Below are 18,212 nucleotides of genomic sequence, written 5' to 3'. Positions count from 1 at the left end.
ATCAGCTTATCCATAGCCACCCTCTCCGCTTGTTCGAGTACCGAGCGGCAGGACCCGAACGGCGGCATGTTCACTTCCACGGTGCCGCAGCGGTGCACCTCCACAGAAAGCAATTTCCACTCCGTAGCGCTACCTCGCCAAATGTTCGCCGTATACGGGCGCTCCGATCCGGAAACCGAAAGCGTGACGCTATGGAAAGACTCAGGTGCCTGCTTTTTTGCCATTTCAACCAAAGCCTCTACTCCCAGCCTGAGTCTGCCAACCGCGGTGACGGTTCACAAGGCTTGGGAGCTGAAGCGGTCAGCATGGAGAACCCTCAGTGACCCAGCGCCAAGTAAGCCACCCCGAGGGCCTGCCCAAATGCGCCGCTGGCCACAGCGCTCGACACATCCACGATCTGCGCGGCCTCGCCGCCGGCGGCGGCCACCTGGTCGAATGCCGCTGCCGGGCTACCAGCAAGCACGCGGAGCCGGACGCTGCCCTGGCCGAATGGCGCCGGGTCAACCGGGCACCCCGTAGCGCCCGGAAGGTGCTCCCGGCGATCACCGGACCGGCGGCCGACAACGTAGTGCAGTTGGATTTCGGCCTAGCCCCGCCCTCACCGCCGCGCCAGCGGGCCGGAGGTGCCCATGGGCGCCGCTGAAGTCCTGTGGCCGGACGTGATGGACCTTGAAACGGCCGCCGCCTACCTGCAGTACCACCCCGTCACGCTACGCAACTGGATGCGCAAGCGGAAGGGGCCGCCAGGCCGCAAGGTCGGCGGCAACTGGCGGTTCCTCCGCGCGGCACTTGACGCATATCTCATGGATGCAAAGCAACCCGAATGGCCCGCCATCCCTACCGACTTGAACCGCGCGGCAAGAAAGGCATCCTCTGGATCCGTTTCACCGCTCCCAACGGACGCGAAGTATTTAGAAGCTCTGGGACTGTCGACCGTGAGCTCGCTACCGAGTGGGCGTCGAAAATCCACGCGGAGCAGTACCGCGTAGCCCGCTTGGGCGAGAAACCCCGCCGCCTCTGGACTGAGGCGGTCGTCGCCTGGTTCGAAGACCACAAGGCGAAGCGCAGCATCAAGAAGGATCAGCACAACCTGAAATGGCTGTCACCGCACCTTGGCCACCTGCATCTGGACGAGATCAACGCCGATGTCCTGGCGATGGTATCCAGCGCGCGCAAGGCGGAGCCCAAGAACAAGCAGCGCGACAAGGAGGGTCAACCCTTCACCGAGGAAACGACCTCGCAGGCCACGGTAGACCGGATGATGGCCCTGATCCGGTCCATCCTGAAGGACGCCCAGCGCCGCGGGTGGATCGATGCCGTGCCCTCCATCCGGATCAAGGAAGTGGACGGTGCCGAGGACTACCGGTGGCTTACCCAGACCGAGGCCGTGAGGCTCCACGACGAGCTGGCACCCCACCTGCGGCCACCCTTCCTGTTCGCCCTGGCCACGGGCTGGCGCGAACAGAACGTGCTGCGGCTGATGTGGGATCAGGTGGACCTGGACCGGCGGGTAGCGTGGATCAAGGGGAGGCAGGCAAAGGCGAAGAAGGCCATCGGCGCACCCCTCAACCGAAACGCGATGGACATCCTGCTGGAGCAGCGCGCGAAGAGGGTGGCTGGGAACCCATGGGTGTTCCCCAGCGGGGCGGAGAAGAACAGCCAGCCATACGTCCGGGCAAGTAACACCGGGTGGTACGCCGCCCAGCGCCGGGCAAGGATCGAGCCGCTGGCTTGGCACGACCTGCGGCACACCTGGGCGAGCTGGCACGTCATGGCCGGCACCAGCCTGCGGAGCCTCATGGAGCTGGGTGGCTGGCGCTCCTACCAGTCTGTGCTGCGCTACGCCCACCTCTCACCCGAGCACCTGGCCAGCGATGCTGAGAGGATCGAAAAAGTTGCACGGAAATTGCACGGGCGGGTGGGATAGCTGTCGCTATGGATCAAACACTTAGCGCTACAGGCAGCAATTAGTAAGGCTACTAAAGTGTTTGATCTAATAGATATTTTCTACTGGTGCATGGGATTGAAAATCCCCGTGTCGGCGGTTCGATTCCGTCCTCGGCCACCATGAATCCAAAAGACCTGCAGAAATGCAGGTCTTTTTTTTTGCATTGCTGTAGTGGCATTGCAGGCAGGCACATGCACAATGCGGACACCGTCATTGAACAAGGATGTCCCATGCGCGTTGCTTTGCTTCTGCCGTTGCTGCTGCTCAGTGTTGGTTGTGCGCACCAGACGGCGATGACCGCCCCCAACGCGCCGATGCCGACGGTGACGCCAGGCTGGATCACCCCCGCCGAAGCCGTGTTCGCCGCCAACGAAGATCCGCAGCGCGGCATCAGTGGCACCTTCGTGTTCACAGTCAAGAACACCGACGTCACCGAAGACCGCATCTACCTCAACAGCGAACGCGACTACCGTCATCAGCTTGCGTTGAACGTGTCGCTGGATGCCACGCAACGCGAAGCACTGCAGAAGCAGCTGGGCATGCCGCTGGAATACCTGGTCAACCGTCGCCTGCTGGTACAGGGCACGGCCCGCCGCACCACCATCGCGTTCACCCACGACGGCAAGCCCTCCGGCAAGTACTACTTCCAGACCCAGCTCCAGGTAAGCGACCCGCGCCACGTTCGTTTCGCACCCTGATCAGCACCGGCTGACAAAACCTTTACACCCGCCAACGTCCTCCCCCCTAAGCTCGGGCCTCCTGCCGGGAGACACCCATGCGCCTTCGCCCTGCCCTGTTTGCTGCTGCACTGTTGTTGACCTCCGTCACCACCCACGCGGTGGAACCGGTGCGTTCAGTGCCTGCGTTGGACATGGGCCGCTACGCGGGCCAGTGGCATGAAATCGCGCACCTGCCCGTGTCGTTCCAGAAGAAATGCGTGGGCGACATCACCGCTACCTACGCGCTGCGCGCCGATGGCCGCATCAGCGTGCACAACGCCTGCCGCACCGGCGATGGCGAGCGCATTGCAGCCGAGGGCGTGGCGCGGCCGGTGGAAGGTGAACCGGGCCAGTTGCAGGTGCGCTTCGTGCCGGACTGGCTGGCCTGGGTGCCGCTGGTCTGGGCCGACTACTGGGTGATCGCGCTGGACCCGGATTACCAGTGGGCGGTGGTGGGTGACCCGGACCGCAGGTACCTGTGGATCCTGTCGCGCTCGCCGACGATGGATGCCGCGCTGTTCGCCAGCCTGAAGGCCAAAGCCGAAGCGATGGGGTATGACCTGGCGCCCCTGAAGGTGATGGCCCCGGTGGATTGATCGCCGGCGCGCCTGAAACCTGAATGCACCTTCGCTTGTCTTAGGATGCGTATCGACCAACGGTCGATACCTACCGGCCTGCGTCCCACGGCCGGTAGCCGCACCCCCTACACCCGCACAACTACCATACGCCGTAGTATGCTCTTATCTACGCGGCACCTGCACGAGGATTTGCGCCCATGTTCCACCGCCTCCGTACCGTTCTTACCGTTGCCCTGCTGGCCGGCACCGCCGTTGCGCTGACCGCCTGCAACACCAACGTCAAGCGCGTCTCGCCGCCGGCTGCCAGCGTGCAGCAGCTGACCGTGGGCGCCAACGGCAACTGGACCCTGGCCCTGCGCCTGCAGAACTTCAGCTCCATGCCCATGACCTTCGACAACGTGGAGCTGCAGATGCAGGTGGGCGACCAGGATGCCGGCAAGGTGAGCGTACGCCCGGCCATCTCCATCGGCGGCGTCTCGGCCGATGTCATCAACGTGGAACTGCAGCCCTCCTCGGCCGCGCGCATCGTGGTGGCCGACGCCCTGGCCGGCAACCGCACCCTGGGCTATTCGCTCAAGGGCACCGTGGCCGCCACCCCGCAGGAAAAGAAGCAGCGCAGCTTCGAGATCGACAGCCGCAGCACCCTCAACCAGGCCCCCGGCCTGCCCGGCGTGCTGCGCTGACCCCACCACCGCTTCCACCTGATCCCCGCATCTGATCGAGACCTGACGATGAGCAGCTACACCGCCCCGCTTTCCGATATCCGCTTCGCCCTGCATGACGTGTTGAAGGTGGAGCCGCTGTTTGCCCGCCTGGGTTTCGCCGATGCCACCACCGATGTGGTCGATGCGGTGCTGGAAGAAGCCGGCCGCTTCAGCACCAGCGTGCTGGCGCCGCTCAACAGCGTGGGCGATGAAATCGGCTGCGTGCTCGACCAGGCCAGCGGCGAAGTAACCACCCCGCCCGGCTTCAAGCAGGCCTACGCGCAGTTCGTCGATGGCGGCTGGACCGGCCTCACCGCAGCCCCCGAACTGGGCGGCCAGGGCCTGCCGCACACGCTGGGCGTGCCGCTCAACGAAATGATCAACGCCGCCAACCTGGCGTGGGGCAACTTCCCGCTGCTCTCGCATGGCGCCATGGAAGCGCTCAAGCAGCACGGCGAAGCCTGGCAGCAGGATGCGTTCCTCAAGCCGCTGATCGAGGGCCGCTGGACCGGCACCATGTGCCTGACCGAACCGCATTGCGGCACCGACCTGGGCCTGCTCAAGACCAAGGCCGAACCCAATGCCGATGGCAGCTATTCCATCACCGGCACCAAGATATTCATCACCGCCGGCGAACACGACCTCACCGACAACATCGTGCACCTGGTGCTGGCCAAGCTGCCCGACGCGCCGGCCGGTGCCAAGGGCATTTCGCTGTTCGTCACCCCGAAGTTCAAGGTCGACCGTGACGGCAACGTCGGCGAGCGCAACGCGCTGCGCTGCGGCTCGATCGAACACAAGATGGGCATCAAGGGCTCGGTCACCTGCGTGATGAACTTCGACGGCGCCGAAGGCTACCTGGTCGGCCAGCCGCACAAAGGTCTGCAGGCGATGTTTACCATGATGAACACCGCGCGCCTGGGCGTGGGCCTGCAGGGCATCGGCCTGTCCGAGCGCGCGTATCAGAACGCACTGAAGTACGCGCGTGAACGCCTGCAGTCGCGTTCGCTGAGCGGCCCGAAGAACCCGGACAAGCCGGCCGACCCGATCCTGGTCCACCCGGACGTGCGCCGCATGCTGCTCTCGATCAAGTCGCTGGTGGAAGGCAGCCGCCTGCTTGCGCTGCACGCGGCCACCCTGATCGACGTGGCCCACCACGCCGACGATGCCGGCGAACGCGAGCGCGCCGAGACCCTGGTGAGCTTCCTCACCCCGATCTCCAAGGCCTGCCAGACCGAATGGGGCATCGAGAACACCTACAACGCCCTGCAGTGCTTCGGTGGCCACGGCTACATCCACGAGCACGGCATGGAGCAGCTGGCCCGCGATGCACGCATCACCACGCTGTATGAAGGCACCACCGGCATCCAGGCGCTGGACCTGATCGGCCGCAAGACCGCCGCCAGCCAGGGCGCCGGGCTGAAGCTGATGCTGGCCGAGATCGAGGCCTTCGCCAAGGCCAACGAAGGCAACGAAGCGCTGGCCGAGTTCATCGCCCCGCTGCGCGCCAAGGCCCAGGAATGGGGCCAGTTGACCATGGCGACGCTGCAGCGCGCGGCCACCAACCCGGACGAACTGGGCGCGGCCAGCTTCGATTACCTGTTCTATTCCGGCTACGTGGTGCTGGCGTACTGGTGGGCCCGCAGCGTGGCCGCCGCGGATGCGTCCTCGCAGAGCGAGGCCTTCAAGCAGGCCAAGCGCGAAACCGCCCGCTTCTACTTCGCCCGCATGCTGCCGCGCACGCTCAGCCATGCGGCAGCAATCCAGGCCGGCGCGGAATCGCTCATGGCCATGGAAGACGCCCGTTTCGGGGAGTGAAGGCCCGAACGCCCCCTTGATGATCAAGGGGGCGTGGGTAGGGACGCTCGCGCCCATACCCAAATTGCAACGAATCCGGTATAAGCTGTTTTCCCGATGGAGACAGACACTACGAGCTTAGGTCTGATCGATACCGGAGCCTCGCCCGCCCCGGTCGCCGAGGTATCGCCGATCGTTTCCCTGCATCGGCCCGGCAGCGTCCGGTTATTGTCCCTGGACGCCCATGGACGCGTACTGGACTGGATCAACTGGCAGGACGCCGCCTGCCTCTACTCGCGCGATGCCGTTGCCTGGACCCTGGGTGATCCCTGCCTGCACATCCACGGTGGCATCAACCGCCTGACCGGCCTGCAGAGCGGGGTTGACCTGCACCCGATCATCGCCGCGCGCGGCCACGCCCGTTCCCGTGCCATCGATCCCACCCCGAACCTGTCCAACCAGGCGCTGTTCGCGCGCGATGCGCACCTGTGCCTGTACTGCGGCCAACAGTTCCACCGCCCGCAGCTGACCCGCGACCACGTCATGCCGCTGTCCAAGGGCGGCCTGGACGTGTGGGAAAACGTGGTCAGCGCCTGCTTCCACTGCAACTCGCGCAAGAGCGACCGCACCCCGCAGCAGGCCGGCATGCCCTTGCTGGCCGTGCCTTACCGGCCCAGCTGGATCGAACACATGATCCTCTCCAACCGCAACATCCTGGCCGACCAGATGGCGTTCCTGAAGGCGCAGCTGCCCAAACGCTCCAAGCTCGCCGCCTGAACCTGCGACACGTTGTCGCAGGAAACCCTCACCCTTTGCTCACCGGCGGAGCGGTTTGCTTGCCCCACCCCGGTTTGGGGGCGAAAATAGGCGCTTGAGAAGAAGCGCGATAAAAATGATCGATTCCGCACGCTATCCCCGCCTGTCGCGCATCCAGAACCCGGATGACCTGCGCAGGTTCGAAGAATCCGAACTGCCCGCCATCGCGGATGAACTGCGTGCCTACCTGATCGAATCGGTAGGCAAGAGTGGCGGCCATTTCGGCGCCGGCCTGGGCGTGATCGAACTCACCGTGGCCCTGCACTACCTGTACCAGACCCCGGTCGACCAGCTGGTGTGGGACGTGGGCCACCAGACCTACCCGCACAAGATCCTGACCGGCCGCCGCGACGAGATCCACACCGTCAAGCAGAAGGATGGCGTGGCGCCGTTCCCCAAGCGCGAGGAAAGCGAGTACGACACCTTCGGGGTCGGCCATTCCTCCACCTCCATCTCGGCGGCGCTGGGCATGGCGATCGCGCGCCAGCTTGAAGGCGACGACCGCAAGGTGGTGGCGGTGATCGGCGATGGCGCGATGACCGCCGGCATGGCCTACGAGGCACTCAACCATGCCGGTGGCATGGAGCAGGAACCGAACCTGCTGGTGATCCTCAACGACAACAACATGTCGATCTCCGAAGCCGTGGGCGGGCTGACCAAGATGCTCGGCAGGGCCACCGGCAGCCGCACGCTCAATGCCCTGCGCGAAGGCGGCAAGCGGATCCTGGGCGACAAGAAGAAATCCCCGTCGGCGCGCTTCGTCAAGCGCTGGGAAGAACACTGGAAGGGCATGTTCGTGCCGTCCACCTTCTTCGAGGAAATGGGCTTCCATTACACCGGCCCCATCGATGGCCACGACGTGCCCGCGCTGGTGGCCACGCTGAAGACGCTCAAGGGCCTGAAGGGCCTGAAGCTGCTGCACGTGATGACCACCAAGGGCAAGGGCTACGAGCGCGCCGAGGGTGACCAGATCGGTTACCACGCGGTGGGCCCGTTCGACCCGGACAAGGGCCTGATCGCCAAGGGCGGCGCCAAGAAGCCCACCTACACCGATGTGTTCAGCGACTGGCTGTGCGATGCCGCCGCCGCCGAACCGCGCCTGCTGGGCATCACCCCGGCCATGCGCGAAGGCTCTGGCCTGGTGCGTTTCAGCAAGGAATACCCGGAGCGCTACCACGACGTGGCCATTGCCGAGCAGCACGCGGTCACGCTGGCCGCGGGCATGGCCACCCAGGGCGCCAAGCCGGTGGTAGCGATCTACTCCACGTTCCTGCAGCGCGCCTACGATCAGCTCGTGCATGACGTGGCCGTTCAGAAGCTGGATGTGCTGTTCGCCATCGACCGCGCCGGCGTGGTTGGCCCGGACGGTGCCACCCATGCGGGCAACCTGGACCTGAGCTTCCTGCGCTGCGTGCCGCACATGGTGGTGATGGCCCCGGCCGACGAAGCCGAATGCCGGCAGATGCTCAGCACCGGCCTGCAGTACGACGGCCCGGCCGCCGTGCGCTACCCGCGTGGCAGCGGCACCGGCGTGGACGCCGGCAACGATCTGTCCACGTTGGAGATCGGCAAGGCCGACCTGCGCGTGCAGGGCAGCCGCATCGCGCTGCTGGCGTTTGGCAGCACCGTGCCGGCCGCCGAAGCGGTGGGCCGCGAGCTGGGCCTGAGCGTGGTCAACATGCGTTTCATCAAGCCGCTGGACCGCGCGCTGCTGCTGGAGCTGGCCAAGACCCATCAGGGCTTCGTGACCATCGAAGACAACGTGGTGGCCGGTGGCGCCGGGTCCGGCGTGGCCGAGCTGCTCAATGCAGAAGACGTGCTGCGCCCGTTCCTGCACCTGGGCCTGCCGGACAGCTTCCAGCACCATGCCAGCCGCGAAGACCTGCTGGCCGAAGCGGGGATTGATGCCGCGGGTATCCGTGCCGCCGTGTTGAAGCGTTGGCCGAATCTGGGCAGTCAGGCGCTGAGCGCCTGACCCCAAATCCCGCGCGGAAGCGTTACGCCCTTACCGGATTTCGAATTCCGCGCGGCAACCGCCGTTGACCCAGACGCCATCGCGGTTCCAGCCCCAGGTGCGGCCTTCCACGCAGGCACTGCGTGAGGTCTGGCGGATCAGCCGGGCCTCGCGGCGGATGCTGACGTTGCAACGGCGCATGCGGTTGTCGTTGGAATCGCAGCTGATCACCTGGCCGCGCCCACCATTGCCCCAGCCACCGCCGTTGTTGCCCCAGCCGTTGCCATTGCCATGCGAAGGCCGCCGGCCTTCGGCCACGAACTCCGCGCGGCACCCCCGGGTGACCCACACGCCGTTGCGTGCCTGGCCCCAGTTGTCGCCCTCGATGCACTGGGTTCCCGACAGCTGGCGCACCAGCCGCGCGCGGCCCTCAATCGGGCACTGCTGGGTGCGGCCCTTGATCGATTCGCAGCGCACCGGGCCATCGTTGTAGCCATCGTCACGGTAACGGTCGTACTGCTGCGCTTGGGCGGCAGCGCCTGCAGCCAGCAGCGCCGGCAGCAGCGCCCACACCCACTTGTGCGTTCCGTTCGCCATCGCGTTGTTCCTCATGCCTGCCTCGATCCGGTTTGTGAATAGGCACAGGATCAGGCAAGCGAGGCCCTTCGCCTATAGGCCGAAGGTCGCTGATTTCAGGGTCGATTCAACTAGCCAACGCGCAGCTGACCGGTTCCGGCGCTCAGCCGTAGCGGACCACATCGACAAACGCGTCTTCCACTTCCACCCGCACGCCAACGCTGCGCCCGGTTTCCGCGTGCTGCTCACGTGCCAGGTTGTCGGCGAAATCGAAGGCCACCGCGCCTTCGGCGAAGGCGGCGGCTTCATTGCGGCTGGGGTCAAGAACGCACCAGCGGTGGTCAGCGTGCTTCACGGTAATGTTCATGGTGCACTCCGGGGGTTATCCCTGACCCGCACCATACGGCTGAAGCCGATACCGAACTATCGGATTAGTCTGATATTGGTATCCGCCCTATACCCGGCACCGCACTTTCCCTATACCACCGGCAAGGTCATCACAAACCGTGCACCGCCGCTGGCCGCCTCTTCGGCCACGATGCTGCCGCCGTGGCGCAGCATGATCTCGCGCGCCAGGTACAGCCCCAGCCCGCTGCCGCTGCCACTGGGGCGCAGCCGGTGGAACGGTTCGAAGATCGATTGCCGGGCCTGCTCGGGCACGCCATCGCCCTCGTCACTCACCGACAGCACCCCGCCGGCCTGCAGCTCCACCACCACCAGGCCACGCCCGCCGCCATGGGCGATGGCGTTCTGCAGCAGCCCGCTGATCACCCGGTGCAGCGCATCGGGATCGCCCAGCACCCACACCGGCGCCTCCGGTGCCTCCACTGCGAATTCGTAGCCGGCATCGATCAGAAGTGGCGCCACATCGGCGGCGACCTCGCCGGTCAACGCGGTCAGGTCGATGCGCTGGTGCTGGCTGCGGTGGTGATCCAGCCGCTGCAGGTCCAGCAGCTGTTCGGCGATGTTGCTCAGCCGGCCCAAGTCGCGCTGCAGGCGCGGACGCACCTGCCCCGGCGGCAGGTCGGCAATGCGCGTGGCCAGGATCGCAATGGGCATGCGCAGCTCATGCGCCGCGCCCACCAGGAAGCGATCCTGCGCATCGTAGCTCTCGCCAATGCGCCGCACGGCTGCATTGAATGCATCCACCAGCGGTACGATCTCGCGCGGTACGGCGTGGGTATCCAGGCCGCGCCCGCGTTCGGTGATCTGGATCGCCGCGGCCTGCGCCGCCACCCGGTTCACCCCGCGCAGCGAGCGATGAATTGCCCACGGCGCCACCACCAGCGTGATCACGATCAGCGGCAGGGTGATCCAGCCGCCCAGGTAGCCGATCACCACCAGCATCTGCCGCCACAGGCCGCGATGCGGAATGCCGCCCAGCATCACGTGGATGCGGCCGCCATCGGGCTCGGTCACCCACACCCGCATCGCCAGCTCCACCCCGTGCGTGCGCGTGCGCACATCGGTGGGCTCCACGTGCTGCAGCTGCTGCACGAGTGGGCGGAACGCGGCCGGTACGTTGCCCTGCTCCAGCGTCCGGCCCTGCTCATCGGCGGCGGCAAACCAGAACGTAGCCGGGCGGTCAGGTACCGCTTCGTTGACCGCATCCCAATCCACGCGCAGCGCATCGCCCTCCACATGGATCGCCTCGGCCACCGATTGGCTGGTTTTCCAGTCGATATACGCCGCGCCACGGTCGCCGTACATCAACACCATGCCGGTCAGGCCCACCGCCACCATGGTCATCTGGATCAGGCAGATCTTCCAGGCCAGGCTGAAGGACAGCGAGCCGGGTTTGAGGAATTTCATGCCGTTTCCTTGAGCAGGTAGCCGATGCCGCGCATCACGTGGATTTCCACCTGCGCATCGGCATCGGCCAGCGCGCGGCGCAGCTTGGAAACGTGTGCATCGAGCGCGTTGGACTGGATCTCATCATCGAAGCCATACACCGCTTCCTGCAGCGCCGCGCGCGCCACCGTGCGGCCCTGGCGCAGCGCGAGTGCTTCCAGCACCAGCAGCTGGCGGCGCGGCAGTGCCAGCAGCGCACCGGCCACGCTGGCCTGGCGTGCCACGAAATCAAACTGCAGCCGCCCCAGCGCCAGCACCGGCAGGGTGATCTGCGCCGGCCGCCGCGAAATCGCGCGGATCCGCGCCAGCAGCTCTTCCACCGCGAACGGTTTGGTCAGGTAATCGTCGGCGCCCACATCCAGCCCGACCACGCGGTCGGCCACCGAATCGCGCGCGGTGAGCATGATCACCGGCAGGTTGGGAACGTGGCTGCGTGCCACCCGCACGAAATTGGCGCCATCGCCATCGGGCAGCTGCCGGTCCAGCAGCAGCACCTGGTGTACGCCGGATTTCAGCGCTTCGGCGGCCTGCGCCATCGACACCACCAGGTCCACCACCATGCCATGCCGGCCCAGGCTGGCCTGGATGGCGCCTGCCAGTTCGGGGTCGTCTTCGAGCAGCAGGATGCGCATGGCAATACGGGCAACAGGGGGGATGGGCGCCGATGGTACCGCGCTGGCCGGCGCAACGTTCCCACAATGTCCGGGGGACATCATGGGCGTTTGATCGTCCCCCAGGAGCAGTACCCATGCAGATCGGTTCACGGAAGGCAGCAACGGCAGGCATCACCCTGCTGGGCCTGCTGGCCAGCGGCAGCGTGCTGGCCCAGGCCGCCCCCGGCGAAAGACCCCGCAGCAGCCTGGGATTGGCCGTGGTAGCGCAGAAATCTCCCTACGCCGGCTATGACACCGACGTGCTGCCCGTACCGGTCATCAATTACGAAGGCAGGAAGTTCCATTTCCGTGGCGGCAGCATCGGCTACACCCTGTTCGACAACGAGAAAACCGAAGTCTCGCTGCTGGCCCAGCCGCACGTGATGCGCTTCAAGCGCAAGGACACCGATGACCTGCAGCTGCGCCAGCTCGACAACCGCAACCTCTCGGCGATGGCCGGTGCCGCCGTACGCCATACCGCACCGTGGGGCGTGCTGCAGGCCAACGTGCTGGCCGAAGTGAGCGGCCACGGCGGCGGCATCGCGGCCGATGCAAAGTACGCCTACCCGATTCCAACCGGCAAGGTCGTGCTGATTCCCGGCGTGGGCGTGAACTACGCAAGCAGCGCGCTCAACGATTACTACTTCGGCATCAGTGCCGAGGAAGCGCAGCGCAGCGGCCTGGCGCGTTACAGGGCCGGCAGCGGCGTGGCGCCGTACATGGATGTCACCGCGCTGATGCCGCTGGGCGCGCACTGGACCGCCACCGCATCGCTGCGCCGCACCCTGCTTTCCAGCGCGGTGAAGGACAGCCCGATGACCCGGGGCGACCACATGGATACCGCGCTGCTGGCGCTCACTTACGGATTCTGACCATGCGCGAAGGGATCGTACGCCGTGTCGCCAACGTAGCGCTGCAGATCGAGCCGGACCGCACCCAGGTACTGCAATGGATCCTGCATGCCCCACTGGCCGCCCTGGGCGGCCATACCACCTTCGAACTGGCCTGCAACGGCCAGGGCGAACGGGTGATTGAACTGCTGCATGGGGTGCTCGCGCAGGCGGGCACCACGCCGCCGCAACTACCGCAGGCCCTCACATGAGCCGACCTTTCCCGATGCTGAGCACTGAAGACCCTGCAGATGCACCGGCGCTGGTTGCCGCGCTGGTCTCGTTCGACCAGGCCGTACAGGCGCTGATCGAACAGGATCCGGATCGCCATGGACGCTTTTCCCGCGCCTATGTCACCGCCATTTTCCGTGCGTGCCTGCTGCCGCCCGAACCGGGCGCCGGTATGCCGCGCGGACGGCCGGATCCCGAAATCGCCCAGGCCCTGAAGCGGTGGATCCAGGAGCAGTTGCTGCGCCACCCCGGCGAAGGCGACGACCACCGCCTCACCGCCGCGCGCCGCGCCGCGCACGGCTTCTGGCTGCAGTCCATGGCCTGCCCGATCGACGATGACGGGCAGCCGCGTGCCGCCAGGTTGCTGGAAGGCCTGCTGGCGCTGACCCGCCCGGCGTAGCCCGCGCGGTGGGGTAGTTTGCGACTTGTTGCGTTGAAAACCGGCGTGGGCGGGATCACTGTCCGGTTTCCCTTCCAGCGCAGCGGACGCACTGCCCATGCGAGTTCCTTCCGATATCCCACCGCCGTTCCCACCGCGCATTGAATCGCCCACCCCGCTCGCCGAGGCGGTAGGCGCCGATGCGCCGGGCTGGCAGGAAGCCGCCGACGCGTTGGATGCGATGACGCCTTCGGCCGCGGACGACCGCGACAGCGCGCACGACCATGAGCATGAAGAAGGCGGCAGGCGACAGGACCTGCAGTGGTTTGATCCGGAAGAGGAAGACCCCACCCCGCCGTTGGACCACGAGGTGGCACGCCGGCCGGAACTGAGCAATGGTTTCTGGGTGCTGCCCGATCCGCGCACGCCCCTGTCGCGCGTGCATGCGCAAAGCCGCAGCCCATTGGTCGCCGAACCCTCACGCGTCCTGTCGGCGGACCTGCCCGGCCAGCGCCACATGCGGCAAGGCCTGGATGACAGCGATGACGATGCTCGCCGTGAGAAAGACGCAGGCCAGGATGACGGCCGCGCTACCGACTGACCGCCGCGACATCCTCACGGCGCGTTGCCGGCGCCTCAGTAGGCTGCAGCTGTTTCCCAACAGCAGGTGTGGCGATGCGTGGTGTGATGGCGGTGGTGTTGCTGGCGCTGGCCGCGCCTGCGTGGGCGCAGCAGGACGAGGCGGAAACACCGGCGTTCGACCGCCCGGGGTTGGGTTTCTCCGCATCGGTGCTGCCGCGCGGCGGCGCCGCACTGGAACTGGGGCTGCCCAGCTACGAACGCGACCGCGATGACGACGGCACGCGCACCACGCAATACGGCACCGACCTGCTGCTGCGCGCGGGCCTGGGCGCCAACCTGGAACTGCAGGCGTTCGGGAGCCCCTGGAACCGCCTGCGCGAAGCCCCGCGCAATGCGCCCTCCACCACGACGCGTGGCGCAGGCGACAGCGGCCTGGCGCTGAAGTTCGCCCTTCCCCTCGATTCAGACACCCATGCTGTCGCACTGCTGGCCAGCACCAGCTTCGATACCGGCTCACGCGACTTCAGCGAAGGCGGCACCCAGTACAACCTCGGCGCCAGCTACGAATACACCTTCAACGACCAGTGGAGCGGCGCGCTGTATGCCAATGCCACGCGCGGAGCGGGCGAGGACGAGTTCACCTGGTCGCCCAGCCTCAGCCTGGCCGTAAGCGACACCGTGAGCACCTACATCGAGGCCGGTTTCACACACACCCGGGGCGAATCCTCGACCTCGGTGGCCGGTGCAGGTGTGACGTGGATGGCGGCCCGACGCGTGCAGCTGGACGCGTCCTTCGACCTCGGTCTGGACAGCAACAGCCCCGATGTACAGGCGGGGCTGGGCGTTTCGTTCTATTTCGAGTGAACCAAAAAAAGCCTGCGCATCGCTGCGCAGGCTTCTTCGGCGGTGTTACACGTTACGACCCTGGGGGTCAGGTCACCTTCTTGGCGACCGTCATGCCCAGCAGGAACAGGATGACGGCGATGATGATGCCGGCCCAGAACAGGAACTTGGCCACGCCAATGGCGGCGCCGCCGATGCCGGCAAAGCCGAGTGCGCCGGCGATGAGGCCGATGATGGCGAAGATGATGGCCCACTTGATCATGTTGTTCCTTTGCCCGGAATGCGGGTTGACTGACAGGACTCCACGCTAGCGATTGGCGCGTGCCGCAATAGTGAATGGGGCGCGTGAACGGCGTGAAATCGCTACCTCGCAGGTGAAGACGTCCGCTACGTATTCAGCCGCACTTGTAGGAGTTTTCCGACGAACGGTAAAGAGCTTTTCGGACCCTTCCATCGCAAGTTATTGATTTTTAAGCTCGCTCACGCAGCCTCTCATCACCGCACTGAATGTGTGACCGTTGCCTCAATTTCACCGGCTGGTCACAATGCTGACGTCCCACTACGTCATCAATGCCATGCGCGCATTCGTCACCAAGCAGCATCCCGCCCTGCTCAAGGTCTACTTCGTGGCCTGCTACGTCGTGCTGATTGAAGAAGTGATTCGCGCCGTCGGCTGATTTCGCCGCGCCGTCATCACTGGCCCAGTGTGGGGCGATGGGCAGGCGCGTTGCCGCCACGCTTGCTTCCCTGCAGATTCTCCAGCGCCTGTTGCAAGGCTGACATCCGGAACGGCTTCTGCAACCCGAACCGATGCTGGAACGCCAGCGGAAGGCTGGACCTGTCATAGCCGGTCAGGAAAACGTACGGAATGCCGCGCGACTCCAGTGCCTCGGCGATCGGGAACGACTGCTTCCCGCCCAGATTGATGTCCAGCAGCGCCAGGTCAAAGGGCGTCTGCTCCACGATCCGCAGCGCGGCATCGACGGTGCCCACCGGACCCACCACTTCGTAGCCCAGCGTCTCCAGCCCGTCCTCGACAAGCATCGCGATGAGCGATTCGTCTTCGACTACCAGGACGCGCGGGCTCACAGGTGCACCTGGACCGCGTCATCGCCGTGCGGTATCGATACCCGATAACGCAGGCCTTCGGGCTCGAACGTGAGCTCCGCATCGCCGCCCAGATCATGCTTGAGGCCGCGCTCGAGCAACCGCGAGCCGAACCCGCGCTGCGCCGGCGGCTGCACCGGGGGGCCATCGCGCTCCTGCCACTCCAGTTCGATCACGTCCTCCCCATCGACCTGACGCTGCCCCCACTCCACCCGCACACGGCCATCGGGCCCGGACAGCGCACCGTGCTTGACCGCGTTGGTGCCCAGCTCATGCAGCGCCATGGCCAGCGCCAGGGAACGGCGGGGATCGAGCCGAACGGGTTCGCCCTGGATATCGAAGCGCTGTCCACCTTCGCCGTGCAGGTCGGCCGTGGCCTGGACCAGATCATGGATATCGGCGCTGTGCCAGTTTTCCCGGGTCAGCACATCGTGCGCTCCGGCCAAGGCCAGCAGGCGCTCTTCGATCTTCTCGCCAGCGTCGACGATGTTCTGCGCGTTGCGGAAGGTCTGGCGGGTGATGGACTGCACCATGGCCAGCGAGTTCTTTACCCGGTGGTTGAGCTCGTTGATGAGCAGCTGCAGGTGCTGCTCGTGGCGCTTGCGCTCGGTCACATCACGGGTACTGCCGGCAATGGCCTCCACTTCGCCATCGGGACCAATGACCGGGGTAAAGATGTAGTCATAGATGCGCACCCCCTCGGTGGCGTGCGGAAAAGGCACATCACCGCGGATGGGCAGCTTGGTAGCGATCACCCGATCGATTTCCGCATCGTGCATCGCCGCATGCCAGGGCTCGTAGCCGATCTCCAGGCAGGTCTTGCCCATCGCCTCATCCCAGGTCATGCCCCACATGTTCAGCAGCGCCTTGTTGGCGTAGATGAAGCGGTGCTCCAGGTCAAAGACGTAGGACAGATCCGGAGTTGCCTGCAGAAGGGCTTCGTAGATCCGCCACTTGGCGCTGTTGTCTTCCTGTTCCTGCAGCACGGGAGAAAGCCCTGTTCATTTAGGGGAAGCATAGGGGCGGCCGCGTGAAAGTGGGATCACGTTAGCGCTTTGTGAGCGAAGGCGGCAGACGCGCCCGGTAGAGCGGACTGTCAGTCCCGGTAGAGCGGACCATTAGTCCCGGTAGAGCGGACTGTTAGTCCGCTAGCCCCTCAGCAAGCACACATTCCATCGGCTGATACACCAGCCCCAGATACTCCCCCACCTCCCCCGCAATCCGGAACCCAAACCGCTCATAAGCCGGCACCGAGCTCAACGACGCCCGCACCGTAACAACCTCGCCCCGCGCGCACTCCAGCAGCGCCGCCATCAGCGCCCGCCCAACCCCCTGCCCCTGCCACCCCGGCGCCACGAACAGCGTCGCCACGTGCTGGCCGCCCATCAGCTCGGCCACCCCGACAACCCGCCCTGCGGTCTCGAAGACAAACATATCGTTGTCATCGGACATGCGGTCGGCGAACCCATTCATCGACACGATGCCGGTAAAGGTCTCAATCCCCAGCGCCGACAGCGACGGCGCCACCGCCTCCATGAAGGACGCCATGCACACCGCACTGGCCTGCTCCAGATCTGTGGCTCTTAGTCGCCGCACCGCCATTGGGGTGTCCTCCATGAAAACCGGTTTCAAACTGACATCTGGATGGTAGCTGGCGCGACGCAGCCAGTGCAGCGCGCCCACACAGAATGCACCCGGCGCACAACCCAAGCGCGTCCTGAGACACAGTTTGATCAAGGAAAGGGTTCCTACCGCACAGTTCGTCGCCCCAGCCATTGACGGCCTGCCTGATCACACGCAGCATCCGTCCGTCGCCGCACATCCGGCGGCCGGAATTGGCGTTCCGAAGCCAAAGGCGCACCAGCGCCCATCGGCATTCCGCAGGGCGGTGGATCTCACTTCTCCTGAGGAATTCCGCAATGTCCAATGACTCCCTCGCAGCCCCGACCCGCGTCACCGTCCACCTCGCTCACTACTTCGGCGATATCTCCGACTCGCTGGAATGGAACAGTTCGGCATGGGTCGACCTCGAGAAGCGCCTGGCTGCCACCGCGCGACCGCTCGATTCGCTGACTATCGGCGAGATCATGCAGGCCCTCGCTGAGACCCGCTGCGGAAGCTCCCCTGCTGCGGGCAACTTCGTCAAACGCATGATCGGCCAGCACGACCCCTCTCGACACGACTTGTTTGGCGTCATACGCAAGCTGTTTCGTATCTACGATCTGCGAATCATCGAACTGCTGGAGCTGATCGATGTGCTCGAACGCTGCCCTGGCACGGTTGAGGACATGCCGGTCAAGAATCTCCTCGCACTGATCGCCATCGTGGATATCGATGAAGAACCGCTGGCGCCGGTCGACACAGACACGGGCACCCCGCCAACAACTCACTAGAACCACACGCGCAAGAAAAAGGCCCTCAATGGGCCTTTTTCATTTCCAGTTCAATCACGTCCAACTGCCATCCTCAGGCAACATTGGCGCTGCTTGACTCCAGCAAGTTGGGGATGAACGCGATGGATGCGGCGCCGGAATCGATGACGGGAAAGCTCTCATCAACCAAGACTCCACAGAACTCCCATTCC

23 protein-coding genes and 1 tRNA gene are annotated in these 18,212 nt (G+C 65.5%); 16 read left to right on the top strand and 8 right to left on the bottom strand.

The window, feature by feature from the left end; genetic code table 11:
• Positions 1-319 precede the first annotated feature (319 nt).
• The 9 genes from KVS69_RS21125 (at position 320) to dxs (ending at position 8,537) form a co-directional block, all read left to right on the top strand.
• A complete protein-coding gene (locus KVS69_RS21125) occupies positions 320-643 on the top strand; it encodes a hypothetical protein (RefSeq protein ID WP_345776819.1) in 324 nt (107 codons plus the stop codon).
• A gap of 180 nt (positions 644-823) precedes the next feature.
• Positions 824-1,927 carry a site-specific integrase gene (locus KVS69_RS16010; RefSeq protein WP_254622231.1) on the top strand — a complete coding sequence of 368 codons (1,104 nt, stop codon included), beginning with the start codon at positions 824-826 and terminating at the stop codon, positions 1,925-1,927.
• Positions 1,913-2,068 (top strand) — tRNA-Phe (locus KVS69_RS16005). Before KVS69_RS16010 ends, KVS69_RS16005 begins: the two co-directional genes overlap by 15 nt.
• 110 nt (positions 2,069-2,178) lie before the next feature.
• Entirely contained in the window at positions 2,179-2,646 is a 468-nt protein-coding gene (locus KVS69_RS16000) for a hypothetical protein (protein ID WP_095362843.1), read from the top strand.
• Between the two features lie 77 nt (positions 2,647-2,723).
• On the top strand, positions 2,724-3,263 hold the full coding sequence (locus tag KVS69_RS15995; RefSeq protein WP_217538908.1) for a lipocalin family protein: 540 nt from the start codon (positions 2,724-2,726) through the stop codon (positions 3,261-3,263).
• Positions 3,264-3,442: 179 nt separating this feature from the next.
• Positions 3,443-3,928 (top strand): LEA type 2 family protein, encoded by a 486-nt coding sequence (locus KVS69_RS15990; protein WP_217538907.1) that lies wholly within the window; start codon positions 3,443-3,445, stop codon positions 3,926-3,928.
• A gap of 48 nt (positions 3,929-3,976) precedes the next feature.
• On the top strand, positions 3,977-5,767 hold the full coding sequence (locus tag KVS69_RS15985; RefSeq protein WP_217538905.1) for an acyl-CoA dehydrogenase C-terminal domain-containing protein: 1,791 nt from the start codon (positions 3,977-3,979) through the stop codon (positions 5,765-5,767).
• 96 nt (positions 5,768-5,863) lie between these two features.
• The gene (locus tag KVS69_RS15980) at positions 5,864-6,523 is read left to right on the top strand and encodes an HNH endonuclease (RefSeq protein WP_217538904.1); all 660 of its coding nucleotides are present in this window, start codon (positions 5,864-5,866) and stop codon (positions 6,521-6,523) included.
• A 115-nt stretch (positions 6,524-6,638) separates the two neighbouring features.
• Positions 6,639-8,537: a 1-deoxy-D-xylulose-5-phosphate synthase gene (dxs, locus tag KVS69_RS15975; RefSeq protein ID WP_068853324.1), complete on the top strand. Its 1,899-nt coding sequence runs from the start codon at positions 6,639-6,641 to the stop codon at positions 8,535-8,537.
• A gap of 30 nt (positions 8,538-8,567) precedes the next feature.
• On the opposite strand, the gene KVS69_RS15970 is transcribed toward dxs, so the two are convergent.
• The 4 genes from KVS69_RS15970 to KVS69_RS15955 form a co-directional block, all read right to left on the bottom strand.
• Positions 8,568-9,113 carry a DUF3011 domain-containing protein gene (locus KVS69_RS15970; protein ID WP_184126555.1) on the bottom strand — a complete coding sequence of 182 codons (546 nt, stop codon included), beginning with the start codon at positions 9,111-9,113 and terminating at the stop codon, positions 8,568-8,570.
• A 142-nt stretch (positions 9,114-9,255) separates the two neighbouring features.
• Complete coding sequence (locus KVS69_RS15965; RefSeq protein ID WP_068853328.1) at positions 9,256-9,459, bottom strand: hypothetical protein; 204 nt, start codon at positions 9,457-9,459, stop codon at positions 9,256-9,258.
• 110 nt (positions 9,460-9,569) lie between these two features.
• On the bottom strand, positions 9,570-10,904 hold the full coding sequence (locus tag KVS69_RS15960) for a HAMP domain-containing sensor histidine kinase (RefSeq protein ID WP_217538903.1): 1,335 nt from the start codon (positions 10,902-10,904) through the stop codon (positions 9,570-9,572).
• A complete protein-coding gene (locus KVS69_RS15955; protein WP_217538902.1) occupies positions 10,901-11,575 on the bottom strand; it encodes a response regulator transcription factor in 675 nt (224 codons plus the stop codon). Before KVS69_RS15955 ends, KVS69_RS15960 begins: the two co-directional genes overlap by 4 nt.
• Before the next feature lie 116 nt (positions 11,576-11,691).
• Here KVS69_RS15955 and KVS69_RS15950 point away from each other — a divergent pair, with 116 nt between their 5' ends.
• The 5 genes from KVS69_RS15950 (at position 11,692) to KVS69_RS15930 (ending at position 14,542) form a co-directional block, all read left to right on the top strand.
• The gene (locus tag KVS69_RS15950; protein ID WP_217538901.1) at positions 11,692-12,468 is read left to right on the top strand and encodes a MipA/OmpV family protein; all 777 of its coding nucleotides are present in this window, start codon (positions 11,692-11,694) and stop codon (positions 12,466-12,468) included.
• A gap of 2 nt (positions 12,469-12,470) precedes the next feature.
• The gene (locus KVS69_RS15945; protein ID WP_217538900.1) at positions 12,471-12,698 is read left to right on the top strand and encodes a hypothetical protein; all 228 of its coding nucleotides are present in this window, start codon (positions 12,471-12,473) and stop codon (positions 12,696-12,698) included.
• The gene (locus KVS69_RS15940) at positions 12,695-13,117 is read left to right on the top strand and encodes a hypothetical protein (protein WP_217538899.1); all 423 of its coding nucleotides are present in this window, start codon (positions 12,695-12,697) and stop codon (positions 13,115-13,117) included. Before KVS69_RS15945 ends, KVS69_RS15940 begins: the two co-directional genes overlap by 4 nt.
• Before the next feature lie 97 nt (positions 13,118-13,214).
• Positions 13,215-13,697, top strand: coding sequence for a hypothetical protein (locus KVS69_RS15935; RefSeq protein ID WP_217538898.1), 483 nt, complete (start codon positions 13,215-13,217; stop codon positions 13,695-13,697).
• A 74-nt stretch (positions 13,698-13,771) separates the two neighbouring features.
• Positions 13,772-14,542, top strand: a complete 771-nt coding sequence (locus KVS69_RS15930; protein ID WP_217538897.1) for a transporter — start codon at positions 13,772-13,774, stop codon at positions 14,540-14,542.
• Positions 14,543-14,609: 67 nt separating this feature from the next.
• Here KVS69_RS15930 and KVS69_RS15925 read toward each other — a convergent pair whose 3' ends face one another.
• On the bottom strand, positions 14,610-14,783 hold the full coding sequence (locus tag KVS69_RS15925; protein ID WP_068853344.1) for a DUF1328 domain-containing protein: 174 nt from the start codon (positions 14,781-14,783) through the stop codon (positions 14,610-14,612).
• Between the two features lie 283 nt (positions 14,784-15,066).
• Between KVS69_RS15925 and KVS69_RS21280 the strand changes: the two genes are divergently transcribed.
• Positions 15,067-15,198: a hypothetical protein gene (locus tag KVS69_RS21280; protein ID WP_255220457.1), complete on the top strand. Its 132-nt coding sequence runs from the start codon at positions 15,067-15,069 to the stop codon at positions 15,196-15,198.
• A 16-nt stretch (positions 15,199-15,214) separates the two neighbouring features.
• On the opposite strand, the gene KVS69_RS15920 is transcribed toward KVS69_RS21280, so the two are convergent.
• From KVS69_RS15920 to KVS69_RS15910, 3 genes are all read right to left on the bottom strand, one after another.
• Positions 15,215-15,610 carry a response regulator gene (locus KVS69_RS15920; RefSeq protein WP_184126548.1) on the bottom strand — a complete coding sequence of 132 codons (396 nt, stop codon included), beginning with the start codon at positions 15,608-15,610 and terminating at the stop codon, positions 15,215-15,217.
• Positions 15,607-16,611, bottom strand: a complete 1,005-nt coding sequence (locus tag KVS69_RS15915) for an HWE histidine kinase domain-containing protein (RefSeq protein ID WP_217538916.1) — start codon at positions 16,609-16,611, stop codon at positions 15,607-15,609. The genes KVS69_RS15920 and KVS69_RS15915 overlap by 4 nt, the downstream gene beginning before the upstream one ends.
• 157 nt (positions 16,612-16,768) lie before the next feature.
• Positions 16,769-17,311 (bottom strand): GNAT family N-acetyltransferase, encoded by a 543-nt coding sequence (locus KVS69_RS15910; protein ID WP_345776818.1) that lies wholly within the window; start codon positions 17,309-17,311, stop codon positions 16,769-16,771.
• A gap of 236 nt (positions 17,312-17,547) precedes the next feature.
• On the opposite strand from KVS69_RS15910, the gene KVS69_RS15905 reads away from it, so the two are divergent.
• On the top strand, positions 17,548-18,021 hold the full coding sequence (locus KVS69_RS15905) for a hypothetical protein (protein WP_217538896.1): 474 nt from the start codon (positions 17,548-17,550) through the stop codon (positions 18,019-18,021).
• Positions 18,022-18,212: the final 191 nt, after the last annotated feature.

This window comes from Stenotrophomonas sp. GbtcB23 (assembly GCF_019091045.1).
Classification (GTDB): Bacteria; Pseudomonadota; Gammaproteobacteria; order Xanthomonadales; family Xanthomonadaceae; genus Stenotrophomonas; species Stenotrophomonas rhizophila_A.
Note: the sequence above shows the minus strand (reverse complement) of the source record. Positions and strands in the feature narration are given on the sequence as shown.